General features: G+C 62.7%; 18 protein-coding genes and 1 riboswitch. Of the genes, 5 read left to right on the forward strand and 13 right to left on the reverse strand.

Translation table 11 applies throughout. The features are described from left to right. Positions 1 to 107 precede the first annotated feature (107 nt). On the forward strand, positions 108 to 2,570 hold the full coding sequence (locus tag ABLV49_RS20605) for a heavy metal translocating P-type ATPase (RefSeq protein ID WP_349279442.1): 2,463 nt from the start codon (positions 108 to 110) through the stop codon (positions 2,568 to 2,570). Beyond that, on the forward strand, positions 2,567 to 2,983 hold the full coding sequence (gene cueR, locus ABLV49_RS20610) for a Cu(I)-responsive transcriptional regulator (RefSeq protein WP_349279444.1): 417 nt from the start codon (positions 2,567 to 2,569) through the stop codon (positions 2,981 to 2,983). Before ABLV49_RS20605 ends, cueR begins: the two co-directional genes overlap by 4 nt. Positions 2,984 to 3,090: 107 nt before the next feature. Here the strand turns inward: cueR and ABLV49_RS20615 are convergent, their stop codons facing one another. The 4 genes from ABLV49_RS20615 to ABLV49_RS20630 all read right to left on the reverse strand — a co-directional run bounded on the left by ABLV49_RS20615 (position 3,091) and on the right by ABLV49_RS20630 (position 6,730). Next, positions 3,091 to 5,154 (reverse strand): AAA family ATPase, encoded by a 2,064-nt coding sequence (locus tag ABLV49_RS20615; protein ID WP_349279446.1) that lies wholly within the window; start codon positions 5,152 to 5,154, stop codon positions 3,091 to 3,093. Beyond that, entirely contained in the window at positions 5,151 to 5,399 is a 249-nt protein-coding gene (locus tag ABLV49_RS20620; RefSeq protein WP_349279448.1) for a hypothetical protein, read from the reverse strand. Before ABLV49_RS20620 ends, ABLV49_RS20615 begins: the two co-directional genes overlap by 4 nt. A gap of 420 nt (positions 5,400 to 5,819) precedes the next feature. After that, complete coding sequence (locus ABLV49_RS20625) at positions 5,820 to 6,185, reverse strand: hypothetical protein (protein WP_349279450.1); 366 nt, start codon at positions 6,183 to 6,185, stop codon at positions 5,820 to 5,822. Positions 6,186 to 6,190: 5 nt separating this feature from the next. Beyond that, positions 6,191 to 6,730, reverse strand: coding sequence for a GNAT family N-acetyltransferase (locus tag ABLV49_RS20630; RefSeq protein ID WP_349279452.1), 540 nt, complete (start codon positions 6,728 to 6,730; stop codon positions 6,191 to 6,193). A gap of 161 nt (positions 6,731 to 6,891) precedes the next feature. On the opposite strand from ABLV49_RS20630, the gene alkB reads away from it, so the two are divergent. After that, a complete protein-coding gene (gene alkB / locus ABLV49_RS20635; RefSeq protein ID WP_349279453.1) occupies positions 6,892 to 7,545 on the forward strand; it encodes a DNA oxidative demethylase AlkB in 654 nt (217 codons plus the stop codon). Between the two features lie 11 nt (positions 7,546 to 7,556). Here alkB and otnI read toward each other — a convergent pair whose 3' ends face one another. The 6 genes from otnI to ABLV49_RS20665 all read right to left on the reverse strand — a co-directional run bounded on the left by otnI (position 7,557) and on the right by ABLV49_RS20665 (position 14,168). After that, positions 7,557 to 8,411 carry a 2-oxo-tetronate isomerase gene (gene otnI, locus ABLV49_RS20640; RefSeq protein WP_349279455.1) on the reverse strand — a complete coding sequence of 285 codons (855 nt, stop codon included), beginning with the start codon at positions 8,409 to 8,411 and terminating at the stop codon, positions 7,557 to 7,559. A gap of 6 nt (positions 8,412 to 8,417) precedes the next feature. Then, positions 8,418 to 10,280 (reverse strand): SulP family inorganic anion transporter, encoded by a 1,863-nt coding sequence (locus ABLV49_RS20645; RefSeq protein ID WP_349279457.1) that lies wholly within the window; start codon positions 10,278 to 10,280, stop codon positions 8,418 to 8,420. Positions 10,281 to 10,332: 52 nt separating this feature from the next. Next, the gene (gene chrA / locus ABLV49_RS20650; RefSeq protein ID WP_415838040.1) at positions 10,333 to 11,742 is read right to left on the reverse strand and encodes a chromate efflux transporter; all 1,410 of its coding nucleotides are present in this window, start codon (positions 11,740 to 11,742) and stop codon (positions 10,333 to 10,335) included. After that, positions 11,699 to 12,307, reverse strand: a complete 609-nt coding sequence (metW, locus tag ABLV49_RS20655) for a methionine biosynthesis protein MetW (protein WP_349279460.1) — start codon at positions 12,305 to 12,307, stop codon at positions 11,699 to 11,701. Before metW ends, chrA begins: the two co-directional genes overlap by 44 nt. Continuing rightward, positions 12,304 to 13,413, reverse strand: coding sequence for a homoserine O-succinyltransferase MetX (gene metX, locus ABLV49_RS20660; RefSeq protein WP_349281832.1), 1,110 nt, complete (start codon positions 13,411 to 13,413; stop codon positions 12,304 to 12,306). The genes metW and metX overlap by 4 nt, the downstream gene beginning before the upstream one ends. Positions 13,414 to 13,601: 188 nt before the next feature. Continuing rightward, complete coding sequence (locus tag ABLV49_RS20665) at positions 13,602 to 14,168, reverse strand: TMEM165/GDT1 family protein (RefSeq protein WP_349279461.1); 567 nt, start codon at positions 14,166 to 14,168, stop codon at positions 13,602 to 13,604. Between the two features lie 57 nt (positions 14,169 to 14,225). Then, a riboswitch (yybP-ykoY riboswitch) is annotated at positions 14,226 to 14,379 on the reverse strand. A 172-nt stretch (positions 14,380 to 14,551) separates the two neighbouring features. Here ABLV49_RS20665 and ABLV49_RS20670 point away from each other — a divergent pair. Together ABLV49_RS20670 and ABLV49_RS20675 are read left to right on the forward strand one after the other, a co-directional pair. Beyond that, positions 14,552 to 15,754, forward strand: coding sequence for an ammonium transporter (locus ABLV49_RS20670; RefSeq protein ID WP_349279463.1), 1,203 nt, complete (start codon positions 14,552 to 14,554; stop codon positions 15,752 to 15,754). Between the two features lie 304 nt (positions 15,755 to 16,058). Then, entirely contained in the window at positions 16,059 to 16,517 is a 459-nt protein-coding gene (locus ABLV49_RS20675; RefSeq protein ID WP_011803457.1) for an RNA recognition motif domain-containing protein, read from the forward strand. A gap of 158 nt (positions 16,518 to 16,675) precedes the next feature. Here the strand turns inward: ABLV49_RS20675 and lptC are convergent, their stop codons facing one another. Genes lptC through ABLV49_RS20690 form a run of 3 tightly spaced genes read right to left on the reverse strand, consistent with a single transcriptional unit; the run spans position 16,676 to position 19,015 of the window. Next, positions 16,676 to 17,389, reverse strand: coding sequence for an LPS export ABC transporter periplasmic protein LptC (gene lptC, locus ABLV49_RS20680; RefSeq protein ID WP_349279465.1), 714 nt, complete (start codon positions 17,387 to 17,389; stop codon positions 16,676 to 16,678). Then, a complete protein-coding gene (locus tag ABLV49_RS20685) occupies positions 17,386 to 18,003 on the reverse strand; it encodes a KdsC family phosphatase (RefSeq protein WP_349279467.1) in 618 nt (205 codons plus the stop codon). Before ABLV49_RS20685 ends, lptC begins: the two co-directional genes overlap by 4 nt. A gap of 1 nt (position 18,004) precedes the next feature. Next, the gene (locus ABLV49_RS20690; RefSeq protein WP_349279469.1) at positions 18,005 to 19,015 is read right to left on the reverse strand and encodes a KpsF/GutQ family sugar-phosphate isomerase; all 1,011 of its coding nucleotides are present in this window, start codon (positions 19,013 to 19,015) and stop codon (positions 18,005 to 18,007) included. Between the last annotated feature and the right edge of the window lies 1 nt (position 19,016).

Here is a 19,016-nt window from a genome sequence, read left to right on the forward strand (position 1 = left end):
GAAAATAGCCCTGCTTATTTTCAGCCAGCGCTTGACCCTGCCATGATGGCAAGGTTCACACTCGCCTCAATCGTCATATCCAGCGATGCCCCCTCAGGAGAACACGCATGAGCGCCACCCACACCTTGCCCGCCCGCCTGGCCGCTTCCACCTCCACCCTCAAGGAGTGGCGCTTTGCAGTGGAAGGCATGACCTGCGCGTCCTGCGTGGCCCGGGTTGAAAAAGCCCTGGCCGGCACGCCGGGCGTCGAGGAAGCCAGCGTCAATTTCGCCACCGAACAGGCCAGCGTCAGGGCCAGCCCGAACGTCAGCCTGAACACCCTCAGGGCGGCAGTTGAAAAAGCCGGCTATGCCGTGACCGAGCAATCGCTGCGGCTCAAAATTGGCGACATGACCTGCGCCTCGTGCGTCTCGCGCGTGGAAAAGGCGCTCAAGCAGGTGCCGGGCGTGCTGTCGGCCGAAGTCAACCTGGCGCTTGAAACCGCCGAAGTGACCGTGGCGGGCGGCGCGGCCACCCTGCCCCAGCTGATTGCCGCCGTCGATAAAGCCGGCTACCGGGCGGAGGCGCTTCAGGAGCCGGGCGCCAGCCAGGGCCAGTCCCCGCAGCCCGGCGCCCCCTGGTGGCCCATCGTCGTGGCCGCCGCGCTGTCGGCGCCGCTGGCGCTGCCGATGTTCGGCATGCTGTTTGGCCAAACCTGGATGCTGGACGGATGGCTGCAGCTGCTGCTCGCCACGCCAGTGCAGTTCTGGCTGGGCGCGCGCTTTTACAAGGCCGCCTGGAAAGCCGTTCGGGCCGGCGCCGGCAACATGGATTTGCTGGTGGCAGTCGGCACGTCGGCAGCCTACGGGCTGAGCGTTTACCTGCTGCTGCGTCACGGCGAACACGGCCATGGCGAGACCGGGCATCTTTACTTTGAAGCGTCGGCCGTCGTCATCACGCTGGTGCTGCTGGGCAAATGGCTGGAAGCGCGCGCCAAGCGCCAGACCACCGAAGCCATCCGGGCGCTCAATGCGCTGCGGCCGGAAACCGCACGCCTGCGTCGGGACGGACAGGATCAGGAAGTTCCGATTGCCAGTGTGCGGGTCGGCGACCTGGTCGTGGTGCGCCCCGGCGAACGCATCGCGGTCGATGGCGAGATCATGGAAGGCGCAACCGAGGTCGATGAATCGCTGATCACCGGAGAAAGCCTGCCGGTCAACAAGCACGCCGGCGACCGGGTGACCGGCGGCGCCATCAATGCCGAAGGGCTGATCGTGGTGCGCACCACGGCGGTCGGTGCCGAATCGACGCTGGCGCGCATCGTGCGCATGGTCGAGTCGGCGCAGGCCAAAAAAGCGCCGATTCAGCGGCTGGTCGATCAGGTCAGCAGCGTGTTCGTTCCGGTGGTCATCGTCATCGCCTTCGTCACCCTGCTGGGCTGGGGTCTGGCTGGATCAGGAGAAGGCCACTGGGAAACCGCCATCCTCAACGCCGTCGCCGTGCTGGTGATTGCCTGCCCCTGCGCGCTGGGGCTGGCCACGCCCACGGCCATCATGGCCGGCACCGGCGTGGCAGCGCGGCATGGCATCCTGATCAAGGACGCCGAAGCGCTGGAAGTGGCGCACCAGGTGAAGATCGTCGCCTTCGACAAGACCGGCACGCTGACCGAAGGCAAGCCCGAGCTGGTCGCGCTGGAGCCTCTAGGGGTTTCACGCGATGCGGCGCTGGCCTGGGCCGCCGCCATCCAGTCGGGCAGCGAGCATCCGCTGGCCAGGGCGGTCACGCAACTCGCCGCGCGGGAGCAACTCGGCGTGCCGGCCGCATCGCAGGTGCGCGCCGTGGCCGGGCGCGGCATGTCGGCCGTGGTCGAGGGCCATGAACTGCGACTGGGCAGCCCGCGCTTCATGCAGGAACTCGGCGTGGACCTCGGCGCCTTTGCAGCGCGCGCCGAGGCGCTGGAAGCCGAAGGCCGCACCGTGTCATGGCTGGCCGATGTGACGGGCGCGCCGCAGCTGCTGGCGCTGCTGGCGTTCGGCGACACGCTCAAGCCCACGGCCGCCCCGGCCGTCGCCAGCCTGCACGCGCTGGGCATCCAGACCGCGCTGGTCACCGGGGACAACCAGGGCAGTGCCAGAGCCGTGGCGAAACAGCTCGGCATCGACATCGTGCATTTCCAGGTGCTGCCGGAAAACAAGGCTGACATCATCGGCCAGCTCAAGGATCAGGTAAACGATCAGGGCGGCCGCGTGGCGATGGTCGGCGACGGCATCAACGACGCGCCCGCGCTGGCGGCGGCCGATGTCGGCATTGCCATGTCCACCGGCACCGACGTGGCGATGCAGGCCGCCGGCATCACGCTGATGCGCGGCAACCCGGCGCTGGTCGCCGACGCCATCGACATTTCGCGCCGTACGCATGCCAAGATCCGGCAAAACCTGTTCTGGGCGTTTTTCTACAACGTGGTCGGCATTCCGCTGGCCGCCTTTGGCCTGCTGAGCCCGGTGATTGCCGGCGCGGCCATGGCCTTCAGCAGCTTCAGCGTGGTGATGAACGCGCTGCTGCTGCGCCGCTGGAAAGGAAGTTCGAAATGAATGCCCCTGTTATCGGAAGCGGCCCCTTCAACATCGGCCAGGCCGCCAGCCAGTCGGGCGTGTCGGCCAAGATGATCCGCCACTACGAATCGCTCGGCCTGCTGCCGGCCGTGCAGCGCACCGACGCGGGCTACCGGCAGTATGGCGACAAGCAAGTCCACACCCTGCGCTTCATCCGCCGCGCCCGAACGCTCGGTTTCAGCATGGCCGAGATTGCCGAGCTGCTCAAGCTGTGGCAAAACCAGCAGCGCGCCAGCGCCGACGTGAAACGCATCGCCCAGGCGCATGTCGCCGACCTGGAGCGGCGCATCGCCGAGATGCAGGCGATGCGGCAAACGCTGGCGCAGTTGGCGCATTGCTGTTCCGGGGACAGCCGACCGGATTGCCCGATTTTGGCGGAACTGGCGAGCTAAACAGGCGATTTTTGCTATTTATTTAATAGCTTCTTGCGCCCGTGGATAGTGCGCAAAAGGTGTTTTTCATCATGGAAATTTGAAAAAACGTCCTGAAAAAAGCGCCTTTACCCCGGCCACCGTGCTCCAGCGCATGGAAGCGCCCTGCCCGCCCTCTCGCGCCCTTCCTGTGCAAAGCGCTCAAGCCGCTCGGCAAACGGCTCCAGAATCAGCGGCTCATCGGCATCTGCTGCGGGCGCCAGCGCCACGCCATGCGCGGCCATCAGGCTGGCCATGTCTTCCTTAACAATAAAGCCGTGGGCCTGCAGCGCGCCGGCAATCGCCGTCAGCGCCTTGTGGTGCCGCGCCAGCAGTGCGCGGGTGCGGGCCTGCTGTTCCTGCAACAGCGCTTCAATCGCCGCGTTGCTCGGCGCGATGTCGGTGTTGATGTGGTGGTCCATGTCGCCGGTCACGTCGGTGCGGCTGATGCGTTCGCCAAAGCCGTAGTGGCGGATGTAGCGGGCCGCCTCTTCGGTCACCTGCTTGTAGTCCTGCTCGGCCCCGGTGGTGCAGGCCATCTCGCCAAACACCATTTCCTCGGCTTGGCGCCCGGCCAGGCCGACGCAGATCATGTCCAGGCAGTTCTGGCGGGTGCGGGCCTTCAGGCTGGAAAAGCTGTTGTAGCCGCCCTCGAAGGAAGCGATGTTGATCTTGATTTCCTGCGGCGAGCGCTTGAACAGCAGGCTGTAAACCAGCCCATGCCCGGCCTCATGCACCGCCAGCAGGGCGCGGAAGTCGGCATTGGCGCGCTGCTTGAGCCGGTTGAGCTCCAGCGTCACCGCAAACTTCTGGCGCTGCACGCCGCCCGCCGTTGTGGCGCTGACGCAAAAATGCTGCTTGCCGTCGTCCAGCGAAACCTGCAGCACCGTCTCCGGGGGGATGGACTGCTCCAGCGCCCAGAGGGCGGCGCGGACCAGGCTGGCGCTCAAAATCGCATGCACCGATGAGAACAAAGGCCGCGTCCCCTGCGCCGGAAACACCGCGTTTTGGTAGATTTCCTCCAGCACATCCTGCCCGATGGCCAGCTGCACGCCAGCGCTGCGGGCAATGTCTTGCGCATAGCGCCCGGCCAGCTGGCCAATCAGCCGTTCATAGGTGGCCCGGCTGAACGAGGGATAGATGATGTGCAGGTTGCCCAGGCGCGCAATCTGCTCGGGCTTGAAGCGCTGGCCCAGCGCTTTTTTCACGTCGATGAGCGAGAGCTTGCGGGTGAGCTGGTGAAAAATGTCGGCGTCGGTGTCGCAGTCTTCGACCCGGCTGGCGGTTTCGCGGTACATCTCGTCCAGGTTGCCGCAGACAAACACCAGCAGCCGGCTGTAGTCGGTTTCCCAGTTTTCGTGCGATTGCTGAAACGCCAGCAGCAGGCCCTCGATGTGCGCGGGCGACCACTGCATGATCTCCATCAGCGGTGCGTGCAGCTTGAGCATGCGCTTGAGTTCCTGCGCGTCCCAGGGGTCGAGCAGGAACTTGTGGGGCAGCTTGCCGGCGGACACGTCCCCGGCTTTCTCGTCTTTTTCTTCGCGCTCGGCTTCATAGCGGGCATCGGCAATTTTTCGCTCGATGTTACCCAGGGCGTGGAGCGCGGGCGGCAGGCGTCCGTCGGACAGCAGCGCCCACACGTCCTGGTAGCGCTCGACTTTCAGGTCGTCGCCTTTTTTGCCCACCGTGCGAAAGCGCTGGAACTCGTCGAGCACCAGGATGCCGGGCTCGCCCTCCTGGATGCCCGAGTCGCCCAGCATGCCGGAGATGGAAGACGTGCGAAAGCTCGACCCGTGGCTGAAGCCGTCCATCTGTACCTCGATGAAACGGTCGTAAAAGCCCAGCAGCTGCGCCAGGCGGCGCGTCAGCTGGGTCTTTCCTGTGCCCGTCAGGCCCCACAGGCAGACGATGACCGGGCGCGTGATGAGCGGTGGCAGCACATACCAGGCACGCACCGCATCGACCACCCGGTCGATGATGTCGTCAATGCCGAACAGCTCGGTCTTGAGCTGCGCGGCGATCTCGGCCAGGGCTTGCTGGCGCTGGGCCAGTTGCCGGGGCGCCGCTTCAAGGGCTTGGCGGCTGGGGCACGGCACAAGCGCCGGGAGGACGCTCGTGCCCGTGGCCACAGGTATAAAAGTCAGGGAATTCATTCGTTGTCTTTCGTCAGGTTCTGGTGCAGCGCGCGGCGCAGGGCCACGTTGTCGGCGCGGCGCTGGGCGCCCCGGCTGCGGATATGTTTGCCGGCCGCGCCGGAGGCGCGGCGCTGCTGCAGGGCGATGGCGACCGGGTTGCGCGGCGTGCTGGCCGGCAGCAGCAGGACCAGCGGCTGGCGCATGCGGCGCAGTTGCTTGACCTTGCCCTCGGCAAAGGCCCGCGATTTCTTTTTAGCACTCATGTGCACTCCACAAAACAAAAAGCCCCGGCAAAAGTGGCCAGGGCTTTTTAGGCGTGCAGTGAATGCAGTCGCGCTTGGTGCCGTGGCTGGAACGTGTATGAAACACAGTCCAGCCGGGGCGGATGAACTGCGCTCAGAGAGGGGATGACATGGAATTGACAGACATAACGGTGATCTCCAGGTGCCCGAACCAGCCGGATGGCTTGCTGTAGGCGGGGCTTGAATGTGTGGGCTGATTTTCAGCGGGCAGGCGCCGGTTTGGCAATGGTTTTTGCTGCGTGGGAACGCTGGACAGCAGCAGGCCGGTGCGTGAGTTGTTTAAATGCAACGAAACAGGCTGTGGGCAGACAGCCCATGGACAACATGAACCGGAACGCTCCAGGAAATCCCGCTGTTTGAGCAGTTGACGGAGCCCTGCCTTTAAACGGCCGTTGGCAAGGCTGCCGAATCCGCCTCGCCCTCACCTTCGTCTTCCTTGGGCTTTTCGGAGGGCTCCAGATGGATTTGCATTTCAAGCGCGGCGATGCCGATATTGACCGTGGCCGTCAGCGAGACAGGTCGGCTTGACAGCGGCCGGCCCTTGAGTTCTTCCAGGGCAATTTCAAGAATGCGGCACATTTGCGCCGTCGAGGCGCGCACGGCTCGTTCATTGAGTGCCCCGGTGGCGGTGGTCGCGGTATTTGCCAGGGACTCAACGCCGTCCTTGACGGACGTTGCGATGCCCTCGACGGCATCATTGGCCTTGGTGGCCACTTGCGCACCGAAGCCTTTTATCTTGTCGAGCATTGGATTCATTCCTTTTGTGTGATGACGTTTGAAGACGGGATGTTTTCGGGCGCCTCACCCTTACCTTGAGCGACTTGCGAAGGTAGCGGGCCTGTTGGCTCCCAATGGTAGGCCAGAAAAACCTCATCGCGTTTCCAGCCGAGGGATTCGTAAAGTGCTTGTGCTTTTACATTGGTTTTTGCGGTGCTGAGGTCCATTCGTGCGATACCGCTGACGCGGGCCTCATCATGCGCGGCGAGCATCAGAGCCTTGCCCAAGCCGGCCTTTCGGAATTCAGGCAACACAAACAAATCGTAAAGCGCATAAATCCTTGCCGCCGCCACGGAGCAGAAAGTTGGGTACAACTGGCAGAAGCCCAGAGGTTTTCCAGCAGGGTCGCGGGCATAAAGAATCACGGACTCATTGCGTTCCATGCGCTCCTGAATAAACGCCGTGGCAGTCGCAAGGTCAGCCGGCTGGTCGTAGAACTGGCGATACTGGTCGAAGAGGTGACCGACGGACCGGGCATCGCTGGGTGTGGCTTTAATGATGGTGAATGCGCTCATGACTATGAAATGGTTGGATTGAAGGTGACTGTTGAAACCGATATTGTGAAATGGAGGGTGTCAGCATCCGATGGCACTATGCATTTAATAGCTGCCTGCGCCCGTGTTCATTGCGCTAATGGCTTATTTGGTCATGAAAATAGCCAGGAAATGAAGTATTTTTGACCTACAGCCTTTTCGACGAACCGCCCGCGCCTCATGGCGCGCCAGAGCCCATCGCGCCGGGTGCCGTGCTGCTGCGCGGCTTTGCCTTGGACCAGGCCGAAGCGCTGCTTCAGGCCGCGCAACAGGTCATCGCGGCCGCGCCCTTGCGCCATCTCATGACGCCGGGCGGGCGCGTCATGTCGGTCGGGATGAGCAACTGCGGCGCGCTGGGCTGGACCTCAAGCCGCGCGGGCTACCGCTACAGCAATACCGACCCGCTCTCGGGCCAGCCCTGGCCGCCCATGCCAGCCTGCTTTGCCGATCTGGCGATGCGGGCGGCGGCCGAGGCGGGTTTTGAGGGCTTCGCGCCCGACGCCTGCCTGATCAACCGCTACGAACCCGGCGCGCGCCTGTCGCTGCACCAGGACAGCGACGAAAGCGACCTGAGCGCGCCCATCGTCTCGGTGTCGCTGGGCCTGCCGGCGGTTTTTTTGTTTGGCGGCTTGCAGCGCAGCGACCGCCCCGCCCGCTTGCGGCTAGCGCACGGCGACGTGGCGGTGTGGGGCGGGCCGTCGCGGCTGGCGTTTCATGGCGTGGCGCCACTGGCCGACGGCGAGCATCCGCGCCTCGGACGCCAGCGCATCAACCTGACGTTTCGGCGCGCGGGTTGACGGGTTAAGGTTTAAAACGCCGGCATGCCTCGACTGGCCTGTGCGAGCCAGCCCAGCCCGTCCGAAGTCGCGCCGGACGCCAGGCCACGCACCGGCTTGTACTCGCAGCCCACCCAGCCGCCGTAGCCCAGCTCGTCGAGCAGCGCAAACAGATAGGGGTAGTTGATCTCCCCCACATCCGGCTCGTTGCGCCCCGGCGCGCCGGCAATCTGGATGTGGCCGATATGCCCCGTCGGCAGGTAGCGGCGCAGTTTCATCGCCAGGTCGCCCTCGACCACTTGGCAGTGGTACAGGTCCATCTGCACCTTGAGATTTTCCGCGCCGACTTCATCCAGGATGGCGTGCGCGTGGTCTTGCCGGTTCAGGAAATAGCCGGGCATGTCGCGGGTGTTGATGGGCTCGATCAGCACGTTCACGCCCGCCAGTGAGGCTTGGGCAGCCGCCCGGCGCAGGTTGGCGACGTAGGTCGCCTGCGCCGCTTCGCGCGTCACGACATCCGGCAATTCGGGCAACAGGCCCGCCATGACGTGGATGCGCGGGCAGTCCAGTTGCTGCGCATAGTCCAGCGCCAGGGCAATTCCGGCATGAAATTCGGCTTCATGGCCGGGCAGGCAAGCCGTTCCCCGGCAGCCGGGTAAGGCCCATGCCACCTCGATGCTGGCGGCGTCCGTCCCGCCGGGCGGCGCGTTCAGCAGCACCAGTTCAAGGGCGTTCGCCGCCAGCAGCGCCTTGAGTTCGGCCACCGGCCAGCTGTAGGGCGACATCAGTTCCACGGCCCTGAACCCATCGCGGGCGGCGGCTTCAAAGCGTTCGGCAAAAGGCAGCTCGGTGTAGAGCCAGTTCAGGTTGGCGGCGAATTGGGGCATGGCGGTTCAGGTTTTGGGCTGGTTTGCAGGGTCATCGGCGCCGGGTGCGGTTTTGCATTCCCAGAAAATCCGGGCGCTGCAATGGCGGCAAATCTCGGGGTCGAGCTTGCTGAAGATATGGGAAATGGCGGTGAACTTGTCGGGAAACTGGTGTTCAGGCCCGAGCACGTCGGTGAAGCCGGTCTTGCGCCACATGCGGATCACTTCGGGGCGCGGCCGGTGAAAGTACAGGTTGCCGCCCATCGCGCGGCGCGCGCTAAGCTCGGCCTCCCACAGCTCGGCGCCGGCCAGGTCGATGAAGTTCATGCTCTTGGCCATCACCAGCAGGTGCTTTTGCGGATTCGGCTGGCTGCGCAGCGCGTGCAGGATGTCGGCCACATGCTGGGTCGCGCCGAAATACACCTCGCCCTCCATGCGCAGCAATTTAAGCTGCGGGCATTCTGGGAGCGTCTGGTGCGGCGGCTCGTCGGGGTCGTCAGGCGTGTCAATCACCACGAACTGCCGGTCCAGCCCCCGGCTGTCAAAACCCATCGTCCGCATGGCGGGGCGCGAGGTGCGGTACAAAAACGACATCAGCGACAGCAGCATGCCAAGCAAGATCGCCATTTCCAGCCGGATCGTGACGGTGGCCACCAGCGTGGCCAGCGCCACCCCGAAATCGGTTCGGCTCAAGGCGAACAGCTGGCGCCAGCGCTTCAGGTCGAGCAGGGCCAGCGCCACCAGCACCAGCAGCCCCGCCAGCGCGGCCATCGGAATCTGTGCCAGCACCGGCGCGCTGACCGCCACCAGCCCGAGCAGCAGCAGCGCCGAAAACACCGACGACAGCGGCGTGCGGGCGCCGGCTTCGAGATTCGGCATGGAGCGGTTCATCGAGCCGCAGGACACGTAGCTGGAGAAAAATCCGCCAATGATGTTGGACAAGCCCTGGCCCCGGAATTCGCGGTTGGCGTCGATGCGCTGGCCCGAGCGCAGCGCCACCGTCTTGGCAATCGAAATGTCCTGACCCAGCGCGACGATGGTCAGCGCAAAGGCCAGGCCGACCAGGTCGGACGCCTGCGCCCAGCTGATGCGCGGCACCTCGAAGCGCGGCCACGGCGTGGCGATGGTGCCCACTAGGCGCAGCGCCGACGAAGGCGTGGCGCTGCCCGCCGTCCACCGGCTCCACGCCCACGCCAGCGCGGTGGCCACGGCCAGCCCGATCAGCATGTAAGGCCAGTTGCGGCGAAACCGGCGCAGCCCCAGGGCCACCGCCAGCGTGACGCCAGCCACGGCCAGCGCCGCCGGATTGGCGTGCGGCAGCTGCGTGAGAACATGCGCCAGCACGCCCGCCGCGCTGTGTTCAGGCGCGGCAGCCAGGCCCAGAAAATCCGGCAGCGCATGCACCGCGATCAGCAGCGCCGCACCCGAGGTAAAGCCAAACAGCACGGCGGGCGAGATGAAATTGGCCAGCACGCCCAGCCGCAGTGCGCCAATCAGCCACTGCAGCACGCCGACCATCACGGTGACGGCCAGCGCCAGCTGGATGTACATCGGGCTGAAGGCCATCGCCAGCGGCGAGAGCATGGCAAACAGCGCCAGCGAGTTGGCGTTGGTCGGGCCGGACATGACATGCCAGCTGGAGCCGAACAGCGCGGCGATGATGCACGGAACGATGGCGGTGTACAGCCCATATTCGGGCGGCAGCCCGGCCAGCGTGGCAAAGGCAATGCCTTGCGGCAGCACCAGCACCGCGCCCAGCAGGCCGGCCATGGCGTCGGCGCGCAGCGTGGCCGGCGTGAGCTGGCGCACCCAGCCGCCAAACAGGCGCTCGGCCAGCCGCCGCATGAGGGTTGTGAAGGGAATGGCGGCGCTGGCGGCTGAAGGTTTCATGGCAAGAGTTTGAGGATACTGCGCGCCCGCCAGCTATTGCGGCGCCGGTCGCTCAGGCCAGGCCGAACCAGCGCAGCAGCAGCCCGGCGACCGCCGAGGCGGCGATGACCGGGATCACGCCCCACTTTAGGCGCCACAGGGCCAGGGCAGCCAATACCGCCAGCGTCAGCGCCACCCAGTCAGGTTTAGCCTCAAAAAAGCCATTTGCGCTTGATGGATAAGCGATAGCAGCTATGAAAAACAGAGCAAGATTGGCGATCACACCGACCACGGCTGCGGTCACGGCGGCCAGCGGCGCGGTCAGCTTGAGGTTGCCGCGCGTCGATTCGACCCACGGCCCGCCCGCCAGGATGAAGATGAACGAGGGCAAAAAGGTGAACCATGTCGCCACGCAGGCGGCCAGTGCCGCGCCCAGAAACAGCGCATCCGGCCCCAGCACCTGTTTGGCCCAGCCGCCGACAAAGCCGACAAACGCCACCACCATGATGAGCGGGCCGGGCGTGGTTTCGCCCAGCGCCAGGCCATCCATCATTTGCGCCGTGCTGAGCCAGTGGTAATGCCCGACCGCCATCTGGTTCACGTAAGGCAGCACGGCGTAGGCTCCGCCAAAGGTCAGCAGCGCGGCCTTGGTGAAAAACCAGCCGATCTGCGTCAGCGTGCCATTCCAGCCATAGGCCAGCAACAGCGCCGCCATCGGCGCCAGCCAGAGCACGGCGCCGGCCAGCAGCACCCATGCCAGCCGGGGCAGGCTGAACAGCGCATGCGGCGGCGTGGGCGTGTCGTCGTCAATCAGGGCCGCGACGCGAACGCCTTGCGTCGCCGCCGCATGGCCCTTGCCGTGCGCCAGGCTGCCCGACGCCACGCGCGCCAGAACGGCGCCCGTCAGCATGGCACCCAGCACGACCAGCGGAAAGGGCAGCTTCAAGGCCCAAATCGCTATGAAACTAATAGCTGCTATCGCCCATGGAACGGGCGCCAGCAGTGGATTTCCCAATGATTTGCTGGCAATGCGGTGCAGGGCGTGCAGCACAATCGCCGCCACCGCCGGCTTGATGCCGTAAAAAATCCCGGCCACCAGCGGCTGCTGGCCAAAAGCCATGTAAATCCAGCTCAGCCCTATCAGCAGCGCCAGCGAAGGCAGAAAAAACAGGCTGCCCGCCACCACGCCGCCCCAGGTCCGGTGCATCAGCCAGCCCAGGTAGGTCGCCAGCTGCTGCGCCTCGGGGCCGGGCAGCACCATGCAAAAGTTGAGCGCATGCAGAAAGCGCTTTTCAGACACCCAGCGGCGGCGCTCGACCAGCTCGCGGTGCATGATGGCAATCTGCCCGGCCGGCCCGCCAAAGCTGATGAAGCCGAGCTGCAGCCAGAAACGCAAGGCCTCGCGGAAGGAGACAGCCGCCGGCCCCCGGGCGCTCACCTCAGGCCCGCTGCAGCTTGAACACCGCCCGGCTGGCGCGCGCATTCGGCCAGAAGCGGATTTCGCGCCCGTCCTGCAAGCCGAACGAATCAAGAATCTGCAGCCGGTTCTGGCTCGCCAGCGCGGCAAAATCGCGCAGCGTCCCGACGCGGATATTGGGCGTGTCGTACCACTGGTAGGGCAGCACCTTGGTCACCGGCATGCGGCCGCGCAGCACGGCCAGCCGGTTCGGCCAGTGGCCGAAGTTGGGAAAGGCGACGATGCCGATGCGGCCGACGCGGGCGGTTTCGCGCAGCATGATTTCGGCATTGCGCAAATGCTGCAGCGTGTCGATCTGCAACACCACGTCGAAGGAGCTGTCGCCGAACAGCGCCAGGCCGTCCTCAAGATTGAACTGGATCACGTTGACGCCGCGCGCCACGCAGGCCTGCACGTTGGCATCGTCAATCTCGACGCCATAGCCCGAGCAGCCGCGCTCCCTGATCAGGTAGTCGAGCAGCGCGCCGGTGCCGCAGCCCAGGTCCAGCACCCGCGAGCCCTTGGGCACCAGCCGGGCAATCGACAACTGGTCCGGCGAAGGCGGCAGGTTGATTTGAGTCGTTCCGGTCATACACTCACCTTGCTCTCAAAATAGGAGCGAACCACGCCCATGTAGCGTGCGTCATCGAGCAAAAAGGCATCATGGCCATGGGGTGCGTCGATTTCGGCGTAGCTCACATCAACCTGGTTGTCGAGCAGGGCCTTGACGATTTCGCGGCTGCGCGCCGGGGAAAACCGCCAGTCGGTGGTGAAGCTGACCAGCAAGAACTTGGCGCTGGCCTGGGCCAGGGCGCGGCTCAGGTCGCCGCCGAATTCACCGGCCGGGTCGAAGTAGTCGAGCGCGCGCGTGATCAAGAGATAGGTGTTGGCATCGAAGTATTCGGCGAACTTGTCGCCCTGGTAGCGCAGGTAGCTTTCGATCTGGAACTCGACGTCCTGGGTTGAAAACTTGATGCCTGTGGCGTCGCGCAACTGGCGTCCGAACTTCTCGTTCATCACGTCGTCGCTCAGGTAGGTGATGTGGCCGATCATGCGGGCAATGCGCAGGCCGCGCTTGGGCAGCACGCCGTGTTTGTAAAAATGTCCGCCGTGAAAGTCGGGGTCGGTGACGATGGCGCGGCGTGCGACTTCGTTGAAGGCGATGTTCTCGGCGGTCAGGTTGGGCGCGCTGGCCACCACCACCGCATGGCGAACGCGCCCGGGGTATTGCAGCGTCCAGCTCAGCGCCTGCATGCCGCCCAGGCTGCCGCCCATGACGGCGGCCAGCGTCTGGATGCCCAGCGCATCGAGCAACCTCGCCTGCGCATCAACCCAGTCCTGCACCGTGACGACCGGGAAATCGGCGCCGTACACCTCATTCGTGTCGGGGTTGGTCTGCATCGGCCCGGTCGAGCCGAAGCACGAGCCGAGGTTGTTCACGCCAATGACAAAAAAACGGTTGGTATCGACCGGCTTGCCGGGGCCGATCATGGTGTCCCACCAGCCTTCAGACTTGCTCATGACCTGGCCGGATTCGTCCAGGTAAACGCCGGCCACATGGTGCGATGCGTTCAGCGCATGGCAGATCAGCACCGCGTTGGACTTGTCGGCATTGAGCTGGCCATAGGTTTCATAGCTCAGGTCATAGGCGCGAATCGAGGCGCCACTGCGCAACGGCAGGACGTCGGCAAAGTGCATGGACGCTGGCGAGGCGACGAGGAGGGGGTCAATAGGCACTGTTGATGGATCCACGATAGGAAAACGATGGAGCAAAAAGAAAACCCGGCATCGCTGAAAGCGAGTCCGGGTTCGTGCAGAGTCGTCTTTAGCGGTACTTTTTACGCGCCCGCAAGCTGAGCAAATCGGCGCTTTGTCAGTATAGCAAGCTACACAGTCACGACCAGCGCCATCAGGCCCAGTCCGGCAAAGACGAGCGCCGACACGATATGCACCACGCGCAGCGGGATCAGGTGCATGAAACGGCTGCCGAGCCAGACCACAGGCGCATTGGCCAGCATCATGCCCAGCGTGGTGCCGGCCACGACCCAGAAGTAGGCGTCGTAGCGGGCGGCCAGCATCACGGTCGCGATCTGGGTCTTGTCGCCCATTTCGGCCAGAAAAAACACCAGTACCGTGGTGCCGAACACGCCGAAGCGGGGCGGTTTTTTGTCGATATCTTCGTCATCGAGCTTGTCCGGAATCAGCATCCATACCGCCATGGCGATAAAGGAAACGCCCAGAATCCAGCGCAGGGTTTGCGGACCCAGAAAGGTGGTGACCCAGGCGCCCAGCGCGCCGGCCATGGCATGGTTGGCGATGGTGGCCACCAGGATGCCGAAGACGATGGGCCAGGGCCGTCGAAATCGCGCGGCCAGCACCAGCGCAAGAAGTTGGGTTTTGTCGCCCATTTCGGCGAGGGCGACGATGCCGGTGGAGACGAGGAAAGCTTCCATGAAAAAACAGCTCAAGCCGGTTTAAAAAACCAATGACTGCACGACATCCCCGGCCTGAAGCTTTAAAAAGTTCTGGAGGCTGTGCAGTCAAAGGTCTCGCCAGGCTTGAAAAACTGTTTGCGCCATGCCGGCCCTGTTGCAAGGCCAGACAAGTCTGTTGACGCAAACCCCTCTCACTAAAGAAGGGCGGCTACTCCCCAATGACAGCGGACATTATAGAAGCGGCTAAAGCCAGGCGAATCCAGAGGGCTGGCTTCAAGACTGGCAGCTTCACACCGCTAAGGTTCATTTTCACGGCGCATTTCTTGCTTTATTTTGGTGCAATTTTTCGCGTTTGCCTTAAAACGCACCAATAAATCACATTTCATTGAAGAAAGAGCGTTATGGAAGCACTAAAACAGGGCGCAGATGCCTTGTTCATTCTGTTGGGCGGCATCATGGTGCTGGCGATGCATGCGGGTTTTGCCTTTCTGGAACTGGGCACCGTGCGCAAAAAGAACCAGGTCAATGCGCTGGTCAAGATACTGGTGGACTTTTCGGTCTCGACCGTGGTCTATTTTGCCGTCGGTTACGGTGTGGCCTATGGCACCCATTTTTTTGTGGGCGCCGAAGAACTGGCGGCGAAAAATGGCTATGAACTGGTCCGGTTTTTCTTTTTGCTGACCTTCGCGGCGGCCATTCCGGCGATTATTTCGGGTGGCATTGCCGAGCGTGCGCGCTTTTATCCCCAACTGATTGCGACGGCCATCATCGTTGGATTTGTCTATCCGTTTTTCGAAGGCATCGCCTGGAATCATCACTTTGGCGTGCAGGCCTGGATTGAATCGCTGACCGGTGCCGAGTTCCATGATTTTGCCGGCTCCATCGTGGTTCATGCCCTGGGCGGCTGGCTGGCGCTTCCCGCCGTGATCCTGCTCGGTGCACGCAGCAACCGTTACCGCAAGGATGGCGCGATGTCGGCGCACCCGCCGTCGAGCATTCCCTTCCTGGCGCTGGGAGCGTGGATATTGGTTGTCGGCTGGTTCGGCTTCAACGTGATGAGCGCGCAAACGCTCGACAAGATTTCAGGCCTGGTCGCGGTGAATTCGCTGATGGCAATGGTGGGCGGTACGCTGGCCGCGCTGGCCTTTGGCAAGAACGATCCCGGTTTTGTGCATAACGGGCCGCTGGCGGGGCTGGTGGCGGTGTGCGCAGGTTCCGACGTGATGCATCCGCTGGGCGCGCTGGTCGTCGGCGGTGTGGCTGGTGCGGTGTTTGTCGTGATGTTCACGCTGACCCAGAACAAATGGAAGATTGACGATGTATTGGGCGTCTGGCCGCTGCACGGGCTTTGCGGCACCTGGGGCGGGATCGCTGCGGGCATTTTTGGCAGCAAGGCCTTGGGCGGCCTGGGTGGCGTCAGCGTTGGCGCGCAACTCATCGGAACTGCCATGGGCATCACATGGGCCGCACTGATGGGCTTTGTGGTCTATGGTGCGCTGAAGCTCACGCTGGGACTTCGCCTGACCCAGGAAGAGGAGTTTGAAGGGGCTGACCGCTCCATTCATCGCATTGGCGCAACGCCCGAGCACGAAGTCAACTGGTGATTCACTGTTGTTATCCCGGCTATTTCAGAATGGAAGAGCCGCAGCTTGCGGCTATCCACGCCAGTGCCAAAAATCACCTAGGACGCCGGCTATGTCGCACCTGCTGGTGCTGCCGGGAACATCTAGGTAAAAGTACTAGGTGCCTTGGATTTCAAGAAGTAGAGCATAATATGCGTGTGCGAATCCAAAAATTCGCGCATGTTAGGTGATCGGTCAGTTTCGCGCGCTACAGCGGTACGTTTAAGATTTGTTGTGCTTTCGGGACCCCATCGCTTTTATTTTTGTGTTTTAGAGGAGTCCCTTCATGGGCAACAAACTATACGTCGGCAACCTGCCTTACTCGGTGCGTGACGAAGACCTGCAACAATCTTTTGGTCAATTCGGCGCTGTCACCAGCGCTAAAGTCATGATGGAACGCGACACCGGTCGCTCCAAGGGCTTTGGCTTTGTCGAAATGGCCAGCGATGCAGAAGCACAAGCTGCCATCAACGGCATGAACGGTCAGCCTTTGGGCGGCCGTAGCGTTGTCGTGAATGAAGCCCGTCCGATGGAGGCACGTCCTCCACGTACCGGCGGCTTCGGTGGCGGCGGTGGCGGCTACGGTGGTGGTGCTGGCGGTGGTGGCGGCGGATACGGCGGCGGTGGCGGTGGACGCTCTTCCGGCGGCGGCAGCGACGGTGGTTTCCGTAGCCCGTACGGCGGCGGCGGCGCTGGCGGCGGACGCTCCGGTGGCGGCGGCGGTGGTGGACGCGGCGGCTACTAAGCCCTGCTCTTTCGCTGCAGGCTAACTGGCCCGCTTAAAATAGCCTCTTTAGTCTTTGATTGAAGAGTGCTTAAAAAGGCTTCAAAACTTCGGTTTTGAAGCCTTTTGCGTTTTTGAGCACAGAAACCAGATTTTTGATGAACGGCTTGCAGGCGCGCCTATCTTAGAGGCACAGAGCTGGAAGCTGCGGGACGAACTGATGATTTCGGCATCAATACGCCACGAACGCGCCCCGTCAGTACGGCCACCTGGTCGAGGTTGTTGTAAGCGAAGACATTCCCAGTGAACTGGTCCGCTCCACGAATCAGGAGTACAGGCTTATGCGACTGGACACGCTCCTCATTCAAAAAGGCGTGAAGAAACTCACCCCGAAACTCAAGCCGTGGCGCCTCCTTGCCTTGTTCGTTCAGGCTGGCTTCACGTACCACCCGCGCATTGCCAGTCAGTTGAACTTCCGAGCCATCGCCGTTGGAATAGGCCCGGTTGGCAGTAGCCGTGGTAAGTTGTCCATTGATATTGATGCTGTGAATCCTGGCCTGGTCAATTTCCAGAATATCGGTATCGACAAAATGCCGCGCCTCCGTGCCTGCAATTTCGCTTTTAAGCTTGCCGCCTTCGTCAAAAGTTTTGATGGTGAAATTTTGCATGAAGTAATCCACCTCGTGGCTTACTTCCCTGACCGACTCAGGTGCATTGAACGTCGGCGTATTGCGCACCAGCCAATAGGTTCCCAAAGCCAGTGTGCCCATCATCAGCAGCGGCATATAAATAGCCGTTCTGTCCCAGAGAGTCAGAAATTTTCGCCATCCGCTTTTGTGTCGTGTTGATGCGCTACCGGGGCCTTTAAGCTGCTCAGGAAGACTGCTCGTCATGGGACATACTCGCGCAGCAAAGTAGCATAGTGCCCGCTGGCGACAAGCAACACATCACAAAATTCACGGGCTGCGCCCTGACCACCGCAAGCTTGTGTCACATGATGGGCTCGTGCCCTGACTTCCAGATGCGCATTAGCGGGCGCACAACTTAATGCCGAGCGGCTCATGACTGGCAAATCAGGCCAGTCATCGCCCATCGCTGCCGCAGCATTCCAGTCCAGACCCAAGGCTTGCAAGGTCTGTTCGGCAGCAGGACGCTTGTCCTCGGTGCCAAAGTGTGAATGGGTAATGCCCAGCGCCTGAAGCCGCGCGCGCAGCACTGAGCTGTCACGGCCGGTAATGACGACAGGGGTGATACCGGCCTTTTGCAGCAGCTTCAAACCATGGCCGTCGAGTGTATTGAAGCGTTTGATGATCTCGCCGGACGACCTAAAACCATTCAGCCTCCCGGCGTGTTCATGACCATCGGGATACTCCGAAAAATACAGCCCGCCATCGGTCAGCACGCCATCCACATCAAAAAAAGCAACCTTGACGCTTTGCGCACGCAACAGCAGTTCAGGTGGAAAATTCAGGAAAGGCGCTGACCTTGAAGAGGAAAGGAGTGTCATATCAAATTACCTTGGCGCGCATCAGGTCGTTGGTGTTAAGGGCACCGCACAGCGCTCCGGCCTCATCGACCACCAGCACGCTATTGATCTGGTACTGCTCCATCAGCGCCACGGCTTCGACGGCGAGAGAATTGATCCTAACGGTATGCGGACGAGCATGCATCACGTCAGCGGCGGTGAGGCTGCGCAGGTCCACGCCTTTTTCGACCAGCCGGCGCAAGTCGCCGTCAGTGAAAATTCCCAGCACGCGCTGCTTGCCATCCACCACGGCAGAGGCACCCAGGCCCTTGGCGCTCATCTCGCGCATGAGTTCCGTAAAAGAGGTTTGCGGCATCACTTGCGGCACGGCATTGCCGCTGCGCATCACATCACTGACATGCGTGAGCAGCTTGCGGCCAAGCGCACCACCAGGATGCGAACGGGCAAAATCCTCTTCCCGGAAACCGCGCGCATCGAGCAGCGCAACTGCGAGTGCATCGCCCATTGCCAGTTGCACGGTGGTACTGGACGTCGGCGCCAGATTCAGTGGACACGCCTCTCTGGCGACACTGGTATCGAGCGTGACATGGGCCTGTTTGGCCAGAGTGGATTGAGCGCCTCCAGTCATGGCGATGAGAGCGACACCCAGACGGATTAAAACAGGAAGAATTGCGACCAGTTCCTCGCTTTCGCCGCTGTTGGAAATGGCGAGCACCACATCGACCGCCTGGATCATTCCCAGATCGCCATGACTGGCTTCAGCCGGATGCACAAACATGGCGGGTGTGCCGGTAGAAGCCAGCGTGGCGGCAATCTTGCGGCCGATATGCCCGCTTTTTCCCATGCCCATGACGACCACCCGGCCGGGACAGGCGAACATCAGTCCGACGGCTTGAACAAACTCGTCTCCAATCCGGCTCGCCAAGTCCAGTACGGCACCGGCTTCAATTTCAAACGTCTTCCTGGCAAGGCTCAGGGCCTGCCCGGCATTAATATTCGCGGCATCAAAACTGGAGGGTAGGAAGGGTTTCATT

The sequence above is a fragment of the Polaromonas hydrogenivorans genome, assembly GCF_040105105.1.
In the GTDB taxonomy this organism is placed as follows: Bacteria; Pseudomonadota; Gammaproteobacteria; order Burkholderiales; family Burkholderiaceae_C; genus Polaromonas; species Polaromonas hydrogenivorans.